At 67.0% G+C, this 16773-nt stretch carries 16 protein-coding genes; 9 read left to right on the plus strand and 7 right to left on the minus strand.

What is annotated here, in order from left to right; genetic code table 11:
* Positions 1–237, minus strand: a complete 237-nt coding sequence (locus JTE92_RS18880; protein ID WP_063238650.1) for a hypothetical protein — start codon at positions 235–237, stop codon at positions 1–3.
* A gap of 436 nt (positions 238–673) precedes the next feature.
* Here JTE92_RS18880 and phaC point away from each other — a divergent pair, with 436 nt between their 5' ends.
* The 9 genes from phaC (at position 674) to JTE92_RS18925 (ending at position 11589) form a co-directional block, all read left to right on the plus strand.
* On the plus strand, positions 674–2443 hold the full coding sequence (phaC, locus tag JTE92_RS18885) for a class I poly(R)-hydroxyalkanoic acid synthase (protein ID WP_063238651.1): 1770 nt from the start codon (positions 674–676) through the stop codon (positions 2441–2443).
* A gap of 81 nt (positions 2444–2524) precedes the next feature.
* Positions 2525–3706: an acetyl-CoA C-acetyltransferase gene (locus JTE92_RS18890; protein WP_063238652.1), complete on the plus strand. Its 1182-nt coding sequence runs from the start codon at positions 2525–2527 to the stop codon at positions 3704–3706.
* A 104-nt stretch (positions 3707–3810) separates the two neighbouring features.
* Positions 3811–4551, plus strand: coding sequence for a 3-ketoacyl-ACP reductase (locus JTE92_RS18895; RefSeq protein WP_063238653.1), 741 nt, complete (start codon positions 3811–3813; stop codon positions 4549–4551).
* Positions 4552–4975: 424 nt separating this feature from the next.
* Positions 4976–5527 (plus strand): polyhydroxyalkanoate synthesis repressor PhaR, encoded by a 552-nt coding sequence (gene phaR, locus JTE92_RS18900; RefSeq protein ID WP_022534503.1) that lies wholly within the window; start codon positions 4976–4978, stop codon positions 5525–5527.
* Between the two features lie 229 nt (positions 5528–5756).
* Positions 5757–6725, plus strand: a complete 969-nt coding sequence (locus JTE92_RS18905) for a tRNA dihydrouridine synthase (protein WP_063238723.1) — start codon at positions 5757–5759, stop codon at positions 6723–6725.
* A 145-nt stretch (positions 6726–6870) separates the two neighbouring features.
* Positions 6871–8250, plus strand: coding sequence for a 30S ribosomal protein S12 methylthiotransferase RimO (gene rimO, locus JTE92_RS18910; RefSeq protein ID WP_063238654.1), 1380 nt, complete (start codon positions 6871–6873; stop codon positions 8248–8250).
* Positions 8251–8366: 116 nt separating this feature from the next.
* Positions 8367–9551, plus strand: coding sequence for a beta-ketothiolase BktB (gene bktB, locus JTE92_RS18915; protein ID WP_063238655.1), 1185 nt, complete (start codon positions 8367–8369; stop codon positions 9549–9551).
* A gap of 8 nt (positions 9552–9559) precedes the next feature.
* Entirely contained in the window at positions 9560–10177 is a 618-nt protein-coding gene (locus tag JTE92_RS18920) for a hypothetical protein (RefSeq protein ID WP_063238656.1), read from the plus strand.
* Positions 10178–10353: 176 nt separating this feature from the next.
* On the plus strand, positions 10354–11589 hold the full coding sequence (locus JTE92_RS18925) for a cystathionine beta-lyase (RefSeq protein ID WP_063238724.1): 1236 nt from the start codon (positions 10354–10356) through the stop codon (positions 11587–11589).
* A 47-nt stretch (positions 11590–11636) separates the two neighbouring features.
* Here JTE92_RS18925 and JTE92_RS18930 read toward each other — a convergent pair whose 3' ends face one another.
* The 6 genes from JTE92_RS18930 to argE form a co-directional block, all read right to left on the minus strand.
* Positions 11637–11876 carry a DUF2789 domain-containing protein gene (locus JTE92_RS18930; RefSeq protein ID WP_063238657.1) on the minus strand — a complete coding sequence of 80 codons (240 nt, stop codon included), beginning with the start codon at positions 11874–11876 and terminating at the stop codon, positions 11637–11639.
* 65 nt (positions 11877–11941) lie between these two features.
* A complete protein-coding gene (locus JTE92_RS18935) occupies positions 11942–13576 on the minus strand; it encodes a PepSY-associated TM helix domain-containing protein (protein WP_063238658.1) in 1635 nt (544 codons plus the stop codon).
* Positions 13577–13587: 11 nt separating this feature from the next.
* Positions 13588–13890: a hypothetical protein gene (locus tag JTE92_RS18940; protein WP_063238659.1), complete on the minus strand. Its 303-nt coding sequence runs from the start codon at positions 13888–13890 to the stop codon at positions 13588–13590.
* The gene (locus JTE92_RS18945) at positions 13887–14183 is read right to left on the minus strand and encodes a hypothetical protein (protein ID WP_063238660.1); all 297 of its coding nucleotides are present in this window, start codon (positions 14181–14183) and stop codon (positions 13887–13889) included. Before JTE92_RS18945 ends, JTE92_RS18940 begins: the two co-directional genes overlap by 4 nt.
* A gap of 163 nt (positions 14184–14346) precedes the next feature.
* Positions 14347–15201, minus strand: a complete 855-nt coding sequence (gene serB / locus JTE92_RS18950; protein WP_063238661.1) for a phosphoserine phosphatase SerB — start codon at positions 15199–15201, stop codon at positions 14347–14349.
* Positions 15202–15486: 285 nt separating this feature from the next.
* A complete protein-coding gene (argE, locus tag JTE92_RS18955) occupies positions 15487–16704 on the minus strand; it encodes an acetylornithine deacetylase (protein WP_063238662.1) in 1218 nt (405 codons plus the stop codon).
* Positions 16705–16773: the final 69 nt, after the last annotated feature.

A 16773-nucleotide genomic window follows, 5' to 3' on the forward strand; every position in this document is an offset into this window, starting at 1 on the left:
TCAGTCTTTCCCCTCCGGCGGCGTTTCCGCCACCGGCGGCGCATTGGCGCCGGCCTGCGCGGCGCGCTCGGCTTGCGCCTTGCGCCGCCGCCGTGCGGGCGTCCCCATGATGTAAAGCACCAGCGCCACCGGCGCCAGGCCATAGAACACGAACGTGGCGACGCCCGCCACCACCGTGTGCTCGGTGATCGCCATCATCAGCGCGACATAGAGCCAGCCAATGGCCACGATGTACATAAAATTTTCATCCTTCTCGTCTATCCTGCGGAGCCTCGGCGGAGGCAGGTGCGGCATACCGTCCGGTAGGTCGGGAAGCGCGCCTCGCCGGGACGGATTTCCGCATTGACAGCGCGTGCGTTGCAAGGCAACAATGGCCTCAAATGTCTCGGGATCGCTGACGATTCCAAGGATTTTTGCCGGCAAGCATACCGCATGGCGTTGCCAGCCAGAGCGCCGCGGTAGCCGGTAAAAAGGGAGTTGCTATCGGGATGGGCGGAATCCGCCGCGCAAGCGCGGCGACAGGGTTCCGGCGAAATGATCTGGCTAGCCTGCCCCTATTCGGGTGAGGCGCGCGCCGGGTCCATCCGGATAGCATCTCCCTATGCAAGAGTGCCGGCCAGGGCAATGCCCAGGAGCCGGTTCGTATAGTGACGGCAGAGAGACAATTCACATCATGGCGACCGGCAAAGGTGCGGCAGCTTCCACTCAGGAAGGCAAGTCCCAACCGTTCAAGTTCACGCCGGGGCCATTCGATCCAGCCACATGGCTGGAATGGTCCCGCCAGTGGCAGGGCACAGAAGGTAACGGCCATCCGGCCGGTGCAGGCATTCCGGGCCTGGACGCGCTGGCAGGCGTGAAGATCGCGCCGGCGCAGCTGGGCGATATCCAGAAGCGCTACATGCACGACTTCGTGGCCTTGTGGCAGGCCATGGCCGAGGGCAACCCCGACGCCGCAGGGCCGCTGCACGACCGGCGCTTCGCCGGCGAGGCGTGGCGCAACAACATCCCTTACCGCTTTGCCGCCGCGTTCTACCTGCTCAACGCACGCGCCATGACCGAGCTGGCCGATGCGGTAGAGGCAGACGCCAAGACGCGCCAGCGCATCCGCTTTGCGATCTCGCAATGGGTCGATGCGATGTCGCCGGCCAATTTCCTGGTCACCAACCCCGAAGCGCAGCGGCTGCTGATCGAATCGGGTGGCGAATCGCTGCGCGCCGGCGTGCGCAACATGCTCGAAGACCTGACGCGCGGCAAGATTTCGCAGACCGACGAGACCGCGTTCGAGGTCGGCCGCAACGTCGCGGTGACCGAGGGTGCGGTGGTCTATGAAAACGAATACTTCCAGCTGCTGCAATACAAGCCGCTGACCGCCAAGGTCCACGCGCGGCCGCTGCTGCTGGTGCCGCCGTGCATCAACAAGTACTACATCCTCGACCTGCAGCCGGAAAGCTCGCTGGTGCGGCATGCGGTGGAGCAGGGCCATACGGTGTTCCTGGTGTCGTGGCGCAACCCCGATGCCAGCCTCGCAGCCGCGACCTGGGACGATTACATCGAGCACGGCGCGATCCGTGCCATCGAGGTCGCGCGCGACATCGGCGGCCAGGACCAGATCAACGTGCTGGGCTTCTGCGTGGGCGGCACCATCGTCTCGACCGCGCTGGCGGTGCTGGCCGGGCGCGGCGAGCATCCGGCCTCGAGCCTGACGCTGCTGACCACGCTGCTCGATTTCTCCGATACCGGCATCCTCGACGTGTTCGTCGACGAAGCCCATGTGCAGCTGCGCGAAGCCACGCTGGGTGGCGCCGCGGGCGCGCCGTGCTCGCTGCTGCGCGGGATCGAGCTGGCCAATACGTTCTCGTTCCTGCGCCCGAACGACCTGGTGTGGAACTACGTGGTCGACAACTACCTGAAGGGCAACACGCCGGTGCCGTTCGACCTGCTGTTCTGGAACGGCGACGCCACCAACCTGCCGGGCCCGTGGTACTGCTGGTACCTGCGCCACACCTACCTGCAGGACGAGCTGAAGGTGCCCAACAAGCTGACCGTGGCCAACGTGCCGGTCGACCTGGGCAGCATCGACACGCCGACGTATCTCTACGGCTCGCGCGAGGACCATATCGTGCCGTGGACCGCCGCCTATGCCTCGACCGCGCTGCTGAAAAACAAGCTGCGCTTTGTGCTGGGCGCGTCCGGGCATATCGCCGGCGTGATCAACCCGCCGGCCAAGAAGAAGCGCAGCCATTGGACCAACGAGTCGTTGCCGGCATCGCCGCAGCAATGGCTGGCCGGTGCCACCGAGCATCACGGCAGCTGGTGGCCGGACTGGATGGCATGGCTCGCCGGCCACGCCGGGGCCAAGCGCGCCGCGCCCACCGAGTACGGCAACGCGCGCTATCCCGTGATCGAACCCGCGCCTGGGCGTTACGTCAAAGCCAAGGCATGACGCTTGCATGATGGCCTGGCCGCCACACTGGCGGCGCCGGCCGTCGCGCAGGCTTTCCATTTCCATTGAAAGGACTACACCATGACTGACGTTGTCATCGTTTCCGCGGCTCGTACCGCAGTAGGCAAGTTTGGCGGATCGCTGGCCAAGATCCCGGCCCCGGAACTGGGCGCCGTGGTCATCAAGGCGGCGCTGGAGCGCGCCGGCATCAAGCCGGAACAAGTCAGCGAAGTCATCATGGGCCAGGTGCTGACCGCCGGCTCGGGCCAGAACCCGGCGCGCCAGGCGTCGATCAAGGCCGGCCTGCCGGCCATGGTGCCGGCCATGACCATCAACAAGGTTTGCGGCTCGGGCCTGAAGGCCGTGATGCTGGCGGCCAATGCCATCGCTGCCGGCGACGCCGAGATCGTGGTGGCCGGCGGCCAGGAAAACATGAGTGCCGCGCCGCACGTGCTGCCGGGCTCGCGCGACGGCTTCCGCATGGGCGATACCAAGCTGGTCGACACCATGATCGTCGACGGCCTGTGGGATGTGTACAACCAGTACCACATGGGCATTACCGCCGAGAACGTCGCCAAGGAATACGGCATCACGCGCGAGGCGCAGGACGAATTTGCGGTCGGCTCGCAGAACAAGGCCGAAGCCGCGCAAAAGGCCGGCAAGTTCGACGAAGAAATCGTGCCGGTGCTGATTCCCCAGCGCAAGGGTGACCCGGTTGCGTTCAAGACCGACGAGTTTGTCCGCCACGGCGCCACGCTGGACAGCATGGCCGGCCTGAAGCCCGCCTTCGACAAAGCCGGCTCGGTGACCGCGGCAAACGCCTCGGGCCTGAACGATGGCGCCGCTGCAGTGGTGGTGATGTCGGCCGCCAAGGCCAAGGAACTGGGCCTGACGCCGCTGGCCACGATCAAGAGCTTCGCCAACGCCGGCGTCGAACCCAAGGTGATGGGCATGGGCCCGGTGCCGGCTTCCAAGCGCGCGCTGTCGCGTGCCGGCTGGACGCCGCAGGACCTCGACCTGATGGAAATCAACGAAGCCTTTGCCGCGCAGGCGCTGGCGGTGCACCAGCAGATGGGCTGGGATACCTCCAAGGTCAACGTCAACGGTGGCGCCATTGCCATCGGTCACCCGATCGGTGCATCGGGCTGCCGTATCCTGGTGACGCTGCTGCACGAAATGAAGCGCCGCGACGCCAAGAAGGGCCTGGCCTCGCTGTGCATCGGCGGCGGCATGGGCGTGGCGCTGGCGGTGGAGCGCAACTGATCGGCAGCCAGGCTGAATTGAAGCGGCAACAAGTCAGCAGTAGGCCGGGCCAGCGGTTCGCGCGGGTCCGGCAGCGATAACGAAGAGCCAATCAAGGAGTGGACATGACTCAGCGCATTGCGTATGTGACCGGCGGCATGGGCGGCATCGGGACCGCTATCTGCCAGCGGCTGGCCAAGGATGGCTTTCGTGTGGTGGCCGGTTGCGGCCCCAACTCGCCGCGCCGTGAAAAGTGGATCGAGCAGCAGAAGGCGCTCGGCTTCGATTTCGTTGCCTCGGAAGGCAACGTCGCCGACTGGGACTCGACCAAGGCGGCCTTCGACAAGGTCAAGGCCGAGGTTGGCGAGGTCGATGTGCTGATCAACAACGCCGGCATCACGCGCGACGTGGTGTTCCGCAAGATGACCCGCGCCGACTGGGATGCGGTGATCGACACCAACCTGACCTCGCTGTTCAACGTCACCAAGCAGGTGATCGACGGCATGGTCGACCGCGGCTGGGGCCGGATCGTCAATATCTCGTCGGTGAACGGCCAGAAAGGCCAGTTCGGCCAGACCAACTACTCCACCGCCAAGGCTGGCCTGCACGGCTTCACCATGTCGCTGGCCCAGGAAGTGGCGACCAAGGGCGTGACGGTCAACACCGTATCGCCGGGCTATATCGCCACCGACATGGTCAAGGCGATTCGCCAGGATGTGCTCGACAAGATCGTCGGCACGATCCCGGTCAAGCGCCTGGGCGAGCCGGAAGAGATCGCTTCGATCTGCGCCTGGCTGTCTTCCGATGAGTCCGGCTTCTCCACCGGCGCCGACTTCTCGCTGAACGGCGGCCTGCACATGGGCTGACCTGCCGGCATGATCGGCAACCGCGCCGGCGGCCGCATTTTGCGGTGCAGCCAGCGCGGCGCACAAGGCGGCGGACGTTTCGTTTCGCTGTCTCTTTCGCGGGCCGCAATGGCCCGCGAATCGTTTCTGCGCGGCTTTTTTTTGCCGTTCTGGCGCCGGTTTACCGGGTTTTCCTTAAGCGGGGTCGCTTTTCTTAGTGCTTTGTTGGGCATAGAATCAGGGCAGCGGCGCAGCCAGCACCATAGTCGTGCAGCGCGGCCCTCGCGGGGGCGAGGTGGCGAAGCCGCAACGCGCAGCCATGCGCGAACAGGCCGCGGCAAGCCGATACGACAATTACAGATGGCGCAGGCGGTACCGATTTGCGCACTGCACCCCATGCGGTGCAGCAGCGCGCAATCAGCGACGACACAAGGACAGAGCACCGATGGCCACGACCAAAAAAGGCGCAGAGCGACTGATCAAGAAGTATCCGAACCGCAGGCTCTACGACACCCAGACCAGCACCTATATCACCCTGGCTGACGTCAAGCAGCTGGTCATGGATTCCGAAGAATTCAAGGTCGTGGACGCCAAGTCGGGGGATGAACTGACCCGCAGCATCCTGCTGCAGATCATCCTGGAAGAAGAGACCGGCGGCGTGCCGATGTTCTCCAGTGCCATGCTGTCGCAGATCATCCGGTTCTACGGCCATGCCATGCAGGGCATGATGGGCACCTACCTGGAAAAGAACATCCAGGCCTTTATCGATATCCAGAACAAGCTGGCCGAGAACTCCAAGGGCCTGTATTCGGGCGAAGCCTTCAGCCCCGACATGTGGTCGCAGTTCATGAACATGCAGGGCCCGATGATGCAGGGCATGATGAGCAACTACATCGAGCAGAGCAAGAACCTGTTCGTGCAGATGCAGGAACAGATGCAGAGCCAGGCGAAGAATATGTTCGGGACGTTCCCGTTCAACCAGCCGGACAAGAAGTAAGGGTTGTTGCGGCGGGCCGCCTGGCCTGCCGCTTTTCCTGCACGCCTTCGATTAAGAACTCCGGCGTGCAGCGCAGCGGCCGAAGCGGTTAAAATGCCGACCTCCTGAACTGGCGGCTCATTTGCGGACTCGCCTGCAAAGCGCGAATCCCGATGCCTTCCAGAATCCACTGTCCTTGCCGTTTGCGCGCCCGCACAGCCGGGGCGCGCCGCCTGGCGCACGCCTGATCATGAGCCGGCTGATCCTCGCCCCGATGGAGGGGCTTGCGGACTACGTCTTGCGCGACGTGCTGACCGGCCTTGGCGGCTACGACGGCTGCGTATCGGAGTTCGTCCGGGTGACGGGCTCGCTGCTTCCCGCGCGCGTCTATGAGCGGGATACGCCCGAAACGCTGCAGGGCGGCTACACCAACAGCGGTACGCCGATGGTGATCCAGCTGCTCGGCAGCGACCCCGAATGGCTGGCGCGCAATGCCACCTATGCCGCAACCCTGTCGCCGCACGGCATCGACCTGAATTTCGGCTGTCCGGCGAAGGTGGTCAACCGGCATGGCGGCGGCGCGATGCTGCTGGGGCAACCTGAATTGCTGAACCGCATCGTGGCCGCCGTGCGCGCCGCGGTGCCGGCGCATATCGCCGTGACCGCCAAGATGCGGCTGGGCATTTCCGATACCGCACTCGCGCTGGACTGTGCCGCCGCGCTGGCGGAGGGCGGGGCGGCATCGCTGGTGGTGCATGCGCGCACGCGCGACGACGGTTACCGGCCGCCCGCGCATTGGGAGTGGATCGCGCGGATCGCGCAGGCCATCGACATTCCGGTCATTGCCAACGGCGACGTCTGGACCGTCGCCGACTGGGAGCGCTGTCGCGTCGTGACCGGTTGCGACGATGTGATGATCGGGCGCGGCGCGGTCTCCGACCCGTTCCTGGCCCAGCGCATCCGCGGGCAGATGGAGAGCACGCCGTCCGCCGCCGAATGGCCGCTGGTGCTGCGCCAGATCTCGCTGTACCTGAAGAAGCTGCACGAGCGGATCTCGTCCTGCCATGAGCACGGTCGGGTCAAGCTCTGGCTCAGCTACCTGAAGCGGACCTGGCCGCAGGCTGCCGAACTGCATGCCGCGATCCGGCGCATGCAAGACTCCGCGGAGATCGGGCACTTGCTGCAAAGTGTCCCCGGCGCCTCTCCGATTCCTGACTGAACCCGTCATCAAGTGTGGCGTCAGGCGCCGGCAAAGCATGGCAAACGGGTAAAATACGCGATTGGCCTGCATCGCCTGGCGCACGCTCGCCCCGCGCGATAACCGGATATACTCCGCCCCGCCTGCCCCACATTCGTATCACACCGTGAAAAACCCTTCAGAATCAACGACCCAGAAAGACAATAGTCCGCGCGTGGGTTTCGTTTCGCTTGGCTGTCCCAAGGCCCTGGTCGACTCCGAGCAGATCATCACCCAGCTCCGCGCCGAGGGCTATGCCATCAGCGGCACCTATGACGGTGCCGACCTGGTGGTGGTCAATACCTGCGGCTTTATCGACGAGGCCGTGCAGGAAAGCCTGGACGCCATCGGCGAGGCGCTGACCGAGAACGGCAAGGTCATCGTGACCGGATGCCTCGGCGCCAAGAAGGATGCGGCGGGGCAGGACATTGTGTCGTCGGTGCACCCCAAGGTGCTCGCCGTGACCGGCCCGCATGCGCTGGGTGAAGTGATGCAGGCCGTGCATACGCACCTGCCGAAGCCGCACGACCCGTTCACCGACCTGGTGCCCGCTGCCGGCATCAAGCTGACGCCCAAGCACTACGCCTACCTGAAGATCTCCGAGGGCTGCAACCACCGCTGCTCGTTCTGCATCATCCCGTCGATGCGCGGCGACCTGGTTTCGCGCCCGGTCGCGGAAGTCATGCTCGAGGCCGAGAACCTGTTCAAGGCCGGCGTCAAGGAACTGCTGGTGATCTCGCAGGACACCAGCGCTTATGGCGTCGACGTCAAGTACCGCACCGGCTTCTGGAACGGCCGCCCGCTCAAGACCCGCATGACCGAACTGGTGGCGGCGCTGGGCGAGCTGGCTGCGCAGTACGGTGCCTGGGTGCGCCTGCACTACGTCTACCCGTACCCGCACGTCGACGAGATCATTCCGCTGATGTCGCAGGGCCACGTGCTGCCGTACCTGGACGTGCCGCTGCAGCACGCCCACCCGGACGTGCTCAAGCGCATGAAGCGCCCGGCCAACGCCGAAAAGACCATGGACCGCATCCGCGCCTGGCGCGAGATCTGCCCCGAGCTGACCATCCGCAGCACCTTTATCGCCGGCTTCCCGGGCGAAACCGAAGCGGAATTCCAGACGCTGCTGGACTTTATCGCCGAGGCCGAACTGGACCGCGTCGGCTGCTTTGCGTACTCGCCGGTGGAAGGCGCCACGGCCAACGACCTGCCGGGCGCGCTGCCCGACGAGGTGCGCGAGGAGCGCCGCGCCCGCTTCATGGAAGTGGCCGAGGAAGTGTCCGCGCGCCGGCTGCAGCGCAAGGTCGGCCAGACCCTGCGCGTGCTGGTCGACGAGGTCAACCAGGACGGCGGCATCGGCCGTTCGTCGGCGGATGCGCCGGAAATCGACGGCCTGGTCTATATCGCGCCGCCGGAGCGTACCTCGCAGCGCTACCGCGCGGGCGAGTTCGTCGAGGTGAAGATCACGGGCGCCGATGGCCACGACCTGTGGGGCGAGGTCTGAGCTAGTCTTGCCGGACAAGGCCCGCCTGCTCGCGATTAGGTAAAAGTACGGTCGTTCGTTTCTGGCGTTACGCCGCTATACTGTGCGGCGCAACATAACCCTCCTGGAGACAAGTCATGACGCGTGAAGTCGTAGTGGTGAGCGGTGTCCGTACCGCGATCGGGACCTTTGGCGGCAGCCTGAAGGACGTGGCGCCGGCGGAACTGGGCGCGCTGGTCGTGCGCGAGGCGCTGGCCCGCGCGCAGGTGTCCGGCGACGACGTCGGCCATGTGGTGTTCGGCAACGTGATCCAGACCGAGCCGCGCGACATGTACCTGGGCCGCGTCGCTGCGGTCAACGGCGGGGTGTCGACCAATGCTCCGGCGCTGACCGTCAACCGCCTGTGTGGCTCCGGCCTGCAGGCCATCGTCAGCGCCGCGCAGACCATCCTGCTGGGCGATACCGACGTTGCCATCGGCGGTGGCGCCGAGAGCATGAGCCGCGCCCCGTACCTGGCGCCGGCGGCCCGCTGGGGCGCCCGCATGGGCGATGCCGGCCTGGTCGACATGATGCTGGGCGCGCTGCATGACCCGTTCCACCGCATCCACATGGGCGTGACCGCCGAGAACGTCGCCAAGGAATATGACATCTCGCGCGCGCAGCAGGACGAGGCCGCGCTGGAATCGCACCGCCGCGCGTCCGCTGCGATCAAGGCCGGCTATTTCAAGGACCAGATCGTCCCGGTGGTGAGCAAGGGCCGCAAGGGCGATGTGACGTTCGACACCGACGAGCACGTGCGCCATGACGCCACCATCGACGACATGACCAAGCTCAAGCCGGTCTTCGTCAAGGAAAACGGTACGGTCACGGCCGGCAACGCCTCGGGCCTGAACGACGCGGCCGCCGCGGTGGTGATGATGGAGCGTGCCGAGGCCGAGCGCCGCGGCCTGAAGCCGCTGGCGCGCCTGGTGTCGTATGGCCATGCCGGCGTCGATCCGAAGACGATGGGCATCGGCCCGGTGCCGGCGACGAAGATCGCGCTGGAACGCGCCGGCCTGCAGGTGTCGGACCTGGACGTGATCGAGGCCAACGAAGCCTTTGCCGCGCAGGCTTGCGCCGTGACCAAGGCCCTGGGCCTGGATCCGGCCAAGGTCAACCCGAACGGCTCGGGCATCTCGCTGGGCCACCCGATCGGCGCCACCGGCGCGCTGATCACCGTGAAGGCGTTGTACGAGCTGCAACGCGTGCAAGGCCGTTACGCGCTGGTGACGATGTGCATCGGCGGCGGGCAGGGCATTGCCGCCATCTTTGAACGGATCTGAGGCTCGCCTTGCGCCGTGTGCTGCTGAAATCGTCTATTCCGGCGCTGGCTGCCGTGCTCGCCCTGGCGGGCACGGCGCAGGCGGCACCGGCGACCGAATTGTCGACCGGGCAGGTCGGGGCGGTATCGGGCGACGGCGCGGGCCTGGGCATCAACCAGGCCATCCGTGATGGCGAGGCCCGGCGTGGCACGGCGCTGTCGACCGGTGCGCCAACGCCGCTGGCGCCGCGCGCTGAGTATTCCTCGCTGCCGGTCTATGTCGGCAAGGTCGGCGACCAGCCCGTGCGGCTGCGGCTCGGCCCCAAGCCTGACGAACGCGACAGCGTGCGCGGCGAATACACCGGCCGCGGCGCCGGTGTGCGCCTGCTCGCCGGCGAATGGGAAAACGGCGCTTTCCTGATGGAAGAGTCGGACGACGGTACGCGCGTATCGGGCAACTGGGAAGGCAATATCGACGCCAGCGGCGCCGTGCGCGGCACCTGGACCGATGCCTTCAATCCCGCCATCGTGCTGCCGTTCTTTATCCGCCCCCTGGGCGTTCTGGTCATCCCGCCGTTCGACATGACGCCCAACAGCGGCGTTACCTACGCGCCGCCGCCGCCCAAGTCGTCGATCTCGGGCTGGTAGTCGGGCACCATTTTCCACAGGACAAGCGGTCCGCCATCGTTCCCGGTGGCGCGGCCGGCATTTGCTGGTAAGCTCGAAGGCTCACCGAGTCTCATTGCTGGCCGGACAGCGTGATGCCTGCCTGGCATCGCGCCAGCGCCGGCCAGCAGTCGCAAGCAGCCAGCAAGGAATTCGCCGTGTCCGATTCGCCGTCCGACAAGCCCGACAAGCCCGTCCCCCGTCCCCATTACCTGCAGACCGTCGCAGTCCAGCCCGAGCTGGACATCGCGCCCGGCTTTGTCTCGTTCTCGCCCGCCACCCACCGCGGCTCGACCGTGGTCTTCCGCAACCTGGCCGAACTGCGTGCCCAGGGCGACGGCGCCACCACTTACTGGCGCTACGGCCTGCACGCCACCCCGACCAGCGAGGCGCTGTGCCAGCACCTGGCGCTGATAGAAGGCGCGCGCCATACCCTGCTGCTGCCTTCCGGGCTGGCGGCGATCTCGCTGGTCTACTTCGCGCTGCTGAAGAGCGGCGACGACGTGCTGGTGCCGCACAACGTCTACGGTCCCAACCGCGACCATGGCGAATGGCTGGCGCGCGACTACGGCGTGTCGGTGCGCTACTACGACCCGATGGACGTTGCCGGCATGGCCGCGATGATCCGCCCCGAGACGCGCCTGATCTGGATGGAGTCGCCGGGTTCGGTGACGATGGAAGTGGCGGACACCGATGCCATCGTCGCCGCCGCGCAGGCGCATGGCGTGCTGACGGCGATCGACAACACCTGGTCGGGCGGCGTCTACTTCCGCCCGTTCGACAAGGGCATCGATATCTCGGTGCAGGCGCTGACCAAGTACCAGTCCGGCGGCAGCGATGTGCTGATGGGTGCGGTGATGACGCGCGACGATGCGCTGCACGACCGCCTGCGGCGCACCCGCATGCTGATGGGTTGGGGCGTGTCCGCCGATGACTGCCACCTGGTGCTGCGCGGGCTGCCCAGCCTGCCGGTGCGGCTGGCGGCGCACGACCGCGGCGCGCGCGAAGTCGCCGAATGGCTGTGCCAGCGGCCCGAGGTGGCGCGCGTGCTGCATCCCGCGCTGCCCGACTGCCCGGGCCATGCCAACTGGCGGCGCGACTTCACCGGCGCCACCGGCCTGTTCGCCATCATCCTGCGCGCGCGCTACTCGCGCCAGCAGGTGGATGCCTTTGTCGAGGCGCTGCAGTTGTTCGCGATCGGCTGGTCGTGGGGCGGCGCGCACAGCCTGGCCGTGCCCTATCACGTGCAGGGCATGCGCCCGGCAGGCACCTGGCCGCCGGCCGGCTGGCAGGACACCGGCGAACTGGTGCGGCTCTATATCGGCCTGGAAGACCCGCGCGACCTGATCGCCGACCTGCGCCAGGCGATGGAGGCGAAGCTGGGTGCGGGATAAGGGATGCAGCAGGAAGGAGGCGGGGCGCGCAGGCGCCCCGCGCCGCTTCAGGCAGGCTTGCGCAGCGCCAGGTTGAGCTGGTCGACCACTTCGGCCCAGTCGGCGTCGTCGAGAAGTTCGTCGCGCAGCAGTGCTGACTGCGCCGGCGTCCAGAACGGCGCCTCCGCCAGTTCGACATCGTCTGGCAGCGGCGCGTGCTGGCCGATAAAGCTGCGGATGCCGGCTTCATCGGAAGCCAGGCCGAGTTGCGCGAACAGTTCGGAAAACTGGTGGAAGGTCGGTTCCATGGCGGTCGGGTCGGTTGGTTGGGGGCTCATGTAGTGTAGGCGAGCCCCCGTTCAGGCGCCGGCGCTCAGCGGGCGTCGGCGCCGGACATCGGCTTGGCGCCGGCCGTGGCCGTGGCGGCGGCACGCGGCATCGCCCACACCGACTCTGCCGGTCCGCTGCGCGCACGCCGCCGGGTGGCGCGGGCAACGGCGACGAACCCGGCCGCCAGCGCGATGGCGCCGATATCGAAGCCGGCGATGATCCAGTGCCCGCTGGGGATGCTGTGCAGCAGGTGGTCGCCGGTCAGGATGGCGTTGGACAGCGGCACGGTCAGCGCGGCCAGTGCCGCCACGTACAGCAGTTCGATTGCCCCGCATACCGGCGGGCGCAGCAGCGCCCATGCACAGGCAATGCCGAACACCGTGAAGTAGGTGTAGCTCACCGCGCGTTCGGGCCACAGCAGCGCTGCCGGAAAACACAGCGCCACGCCGATGCAGCAGCCGATGCAGACGCCGACGGTGGCCTGCGCCAGCAGGCGGTGCACGCGCGGCTGTTCGGCCTGGCGCAGCTTGCGCCGCGACTCGATCCACAGCAGGTTGCCCGAGTAGAACAGGAACGCGCCCGCCAGGCCAGCCACAAGGTAGACCAGCCGCACCGGCAGCTCGCCGAAGGTGCCGAAGTGCAGTGCATACAGTGAGCTGTACAGCCCGTGATTGCTGTCGCGCGCGCCGGCAGTCTGGTTGGCGGTGAGCTGGCCCGCGTCGGGTTCGCCCTGCGCGGCGTGGATGCCGACCGAGCCGAGATTGCCGAGCGCCCTGGTGCTGGTGCCGCGCACTTCGACCACGGCATTGGCGTCGCCGAAGCGCTGGAAGCGGAACGATTCCGGCGTGAAGCGTTCGCCGCCATGCTGTTGCGCGATCCGCACCAGGGTCTCGGTGGGCATCGTCGGCACCGCGCGGCCGGCGGCAGCCACCTCCGGTACCGCGGTGGTGGCGCGTGGCACCGCTTCGAACAGGCGGCCGTCGAAGGTCAGCGTGTTGAACACCATCATCAGCACCAGCGACAGGCAGAACAGCGCGCCGGTGATGGCAAAGACCAGGTGGAAGGGCAGGCTGAACAGTCCCAGCACGTTGTGCGCATCCATCCAGAAGCGCTTGAGGTTGCGTCCCGGGCGCACCGCGAACAGATCCTTCCTGAGGCGCGGCAGGTGCAGCAGCACGCCCGACACCAGCGCCAGGCCGTACAGCACCGAGATCGCGCCCATGAAGTAAATCCCGCCGACCGGGATGCCGAGCGAATAGTGCAGGCTGTTCAGGAACGCCGAGAGTTCACCGATTACCTGGTCGCGCGAGGTGTCGCGCCGCATCGCGGCGTCGCCGGCCAGGCGTGCGTCGGTGGTCATCTGCCATTCGCCGGCCTTGTCCTGCCAGTAGGCGGCGATATTGGGCTCGCCTTCGGACGGCATGATCACGTAGGCGCTGGCGGCGGCCTCAGGGTGGATCGCGACCAGCTTGTGCATGAAGCGGTCGACCGCCGCCGGGTCGGCGCTGGCCTCGACCGGCGCACTGCCTTTCAGGCGCGTGGGCGACTGCCACACATGCAGTTCGTGGTGGAACACGGTCACGGCGCCGGCAAAGAAGGCGATAAACAGGGCCCAGCCGGCCATCAGGCCGACCCAGGTATGCAGCGTCTGGTACAGGCGCAGGGTTGCGGTTTTCATGGTTGGCGTTCTCAGGAGACGGGCAGGGCGGCCGGGGCGAGGCCCGCCAGGCGCAGCGCCCACAGCGCGCCGAAACAGAGCAGGTTGGCGCCTCCCAGCCACAGCCAGGCCGAGCGGCTGGTGCGGAACAGCAGGCTGCAGCTGATGATGGTCACCCACACTGGCAGGCAGGCGACGAGAGCCGCGACGATGCCGGTTTCCCAGCCACCTGGCAGCCACAGGATCGACAGCGTGCACAGCGCCACGGCGAGGGGCAGGCCAAGCAGGGCGCCTGCCAGCCACTTCGTACCCATGGTATCGGTGGCGGCGTTCATGCCCGTTGCCCCTTCTGCCCCTGCGCCGCCACGCGCTTGCGGTGGACATAGGTGCCGATGAAGGGCCAGGCCGACAGTGCGCATGGCACCGTCGCCAGGCTGGCGGCAATCGCCACCGGCCATCCATCGGTCGTACTCCAAAGCCAGGTGCTGGCGATCACCAGCGCCAGGCCCAGCCGGCCGAATACGCGCGGCTGCCGCCCGCGTCCGGGGGGCAGCAGGACCTGGTTAGGCGCGGCCAAGTACAGGCAGGCAGCCGCCGCCAGGCCCAGGAGAACGGCCAGAACTTGCATGAGGGGAAATGTCAGTGAATCAAAACGTTAATGGTAATGATTCGTATTTGACTGAGCAAGCGGAATGTTGGAGGTCAACATCCAGATGTGGTGTGCCCGCCACCACTCCGATCCATCCGACCAACGACGGCCCAACCGGATCCCGCCGGCGGCGGGCAGGACTTTAGTGCGGGAACAGTTCCAGCAGCCCGTCCAGCCCGACGTGGTTGAACGCCACGCTGGCCTGCGCGCGCACCACGGGCTTGGCCCGGAAGGCCACCGACAGGCCGGCCACCGCCATCATCTTGAGATCATTGGAGCCGTCGCCCATGACGATGGCCTGGTCCGGCGTGGCGCCGATCTGCGCGCAGACCTCCTGCACCGTGCGGGCCTTGACGTCGGCGTTGACGATCTCGCCGACCACGTTGCCGGTCAGCTTGCCGTCGACGATTTCCAGCGTATTGGCGCGGGTGAAGTCCAGCGTCAGGCGCGGCTTGAGCTGGTCGGTGAAGTGGACGAAGCCGCCCGACACCAGCAGCGTCTTGATACCCAGTGCCTGCACGGCCTGCAGCATGCGTTCGGCACCCGGCGACAGGCGCAGGCGCTCGGCATAGACGCGGTCGAGCACGCTGGCGTCCAGGCCCTTGAGCAGCGCCACGCGGCGCCGCAGGCTTTCGTTGAAGTCGGTGATCTCGCCACGCATCGCCGCTTCGGTGATGGCGGAGACTTCGGCCTTGAGGCCGCAGAAATCCGCGATCTCGTCGATGCACTCGATGGTGATCAGCGTCGAGTCCATGTCCATCGCCACCAGGCGGAAGTCCGACAGCTTGCGGCCGGCCGGGACCACGGCCCAGTCGATCGCGCGCGGACCGCAGAAATCGTCCAGCGCATCGCGCAGCGCCGGCGTCAGCGGCGCGCAGTCTTCGGCAGCGGCCACGGTGTCGCTGCGCGGCACCAGTTCGGAGGCGCGGGCGAGCGTTCGGGCGGTGCCGAGGTCGGCGGCGGAAAGCGGGGCGGTGCTCTGGAGGATCAGGGGCATGGCAGGTGAGGATCGGGCGCGCGCAGCATGGCGGGCAGGCAGGGCGGCAACGCGGAAAAACCGCTATTGTAGCCGCCCTGGCCGGCTGGCTGAGCACTGCCCGGATGCTCAGCGCCGGCTCGTCCACATAGAACTCGGGCGAGTGGTTGGAGGGCGCCTTGGTCACATCCTGGCCCTTGGGCGGCGCCCCCAGGCGAGCCATTGTCGGTTTGATGCTGGGAGAGTGGCGGGGGTGAGGGCCGGCGTATCGACGCAGTGCGGACGACCAAGCCGCGTCGGACCAGGTCAGGCCGTCACCCGCAAGCTGTCGACCACCTTATGCAAAAACCCCTCGCACGCCGCGAGCTGCTCCAGTGCGACGAACTCGTCCGGCTTGTGCGCCTGCTGGATATCGCCGGGTCCGCACACCACCGCCGGAATGCCCGCGCGCTGGAACAGCCCGGCCTCGGTGCCATAGGCGACCTTGTTGGTGTCGCGATCCGCCGTCAGCGCCCGCACCAGTTGCGTGATCGCGGCCTGCTCGGCAACGTCCAGCGACGGAGCGGCGGCGATCTTGCTCAGCGTCAGGCCGGCATCGGCATGCTCGGCGCGCATCTTCGGCAGCAGCACATCGTTGGCATAGGCATGGATGCGCGCGTAGATCGCTTCCGGATCCACCCCGGGCAAATTGCGGAACTCGAACACGAACTCGCACAGCGCCGGGATGGTGTTGAGCGCGATCCCGCCCTGGATGGTGCCGGTCTGCGCGGTGGTGTAGGGCACGTCGAAGGCCTGGTCGTAGGGGCCGTTGGCCTTGAACTCATCGGCGATATCGCGGATGAAGCAGATCAGCCGCGCCGCGTATTCGATCGCATTGACGCCGCGCGGCGTCAGCGACGAGTGCGCGGCCTGCCCTTTGACACAGCAGCGGTAGGCGTTGATGCCCTTGTGCGCGACGATCACGCGCATGCTGGTCGGCTCGCCGACGATGCAGCCGCCAGGCGTCACGCCGCGCTCGCGCAGTTCGGCCAGCAGGTAGGGCGCGCCCATGCAGCCGATCTCTTCATCGAAGGAGAGGGCGTAGTGCACCGGCTCGCGCAGCTTTGCGTCGAGGATGGTCGGCAGCAGCGACAGGCTGGTGCCGATGAAGCCCTTCATGTCGCAGGTGCCGCGGCCATACAGCTTGCCATCGCGGATCACCGGCCTGAACGGATCGGTGCTCCAGTCCTGGCCGTCCACCGGCACCACGTCGGTGTGGCCGGACAGCACGATGCCGCCGTTGGTGTCGCCGTTGGCCGCGGGCACCGTGACGAAGAGGTTGGCCTTGTCCTGCTGCGGGTTGTAGCTCAGATGCGGCTTCAGGCCCTTGGTCAGGAAGTGGTCGCGTACGGTCTCGATCAGGCCGAGGTTGGAGTGGCGGCTGGTGGTATCGTACGCGACCAGCCGCTGGGTCCATTCGAGCGCGCTGCCGCGCGCGGCGTGGTCATTGGCGGTCTGGCGGGGGGCGGCGGCTTGGGCTGGCATGGGGCGCTATCACTGACCGGTCAGGAATCCGATGCTACACCCGGTCGTGTGCCGAGTCCATGCAAGCGG

Origin of the sequence: Cupriavidus oxalaticus, assembly GCF_016894385.1 — a bacterium.
Classification (GTDB): Bacteria; Pseudomonadota; Gammaproteobacteria; order Burkholderiales; family Burkholderiaceae; genus Cupriavidus; species Cupriavidus oxalaticus.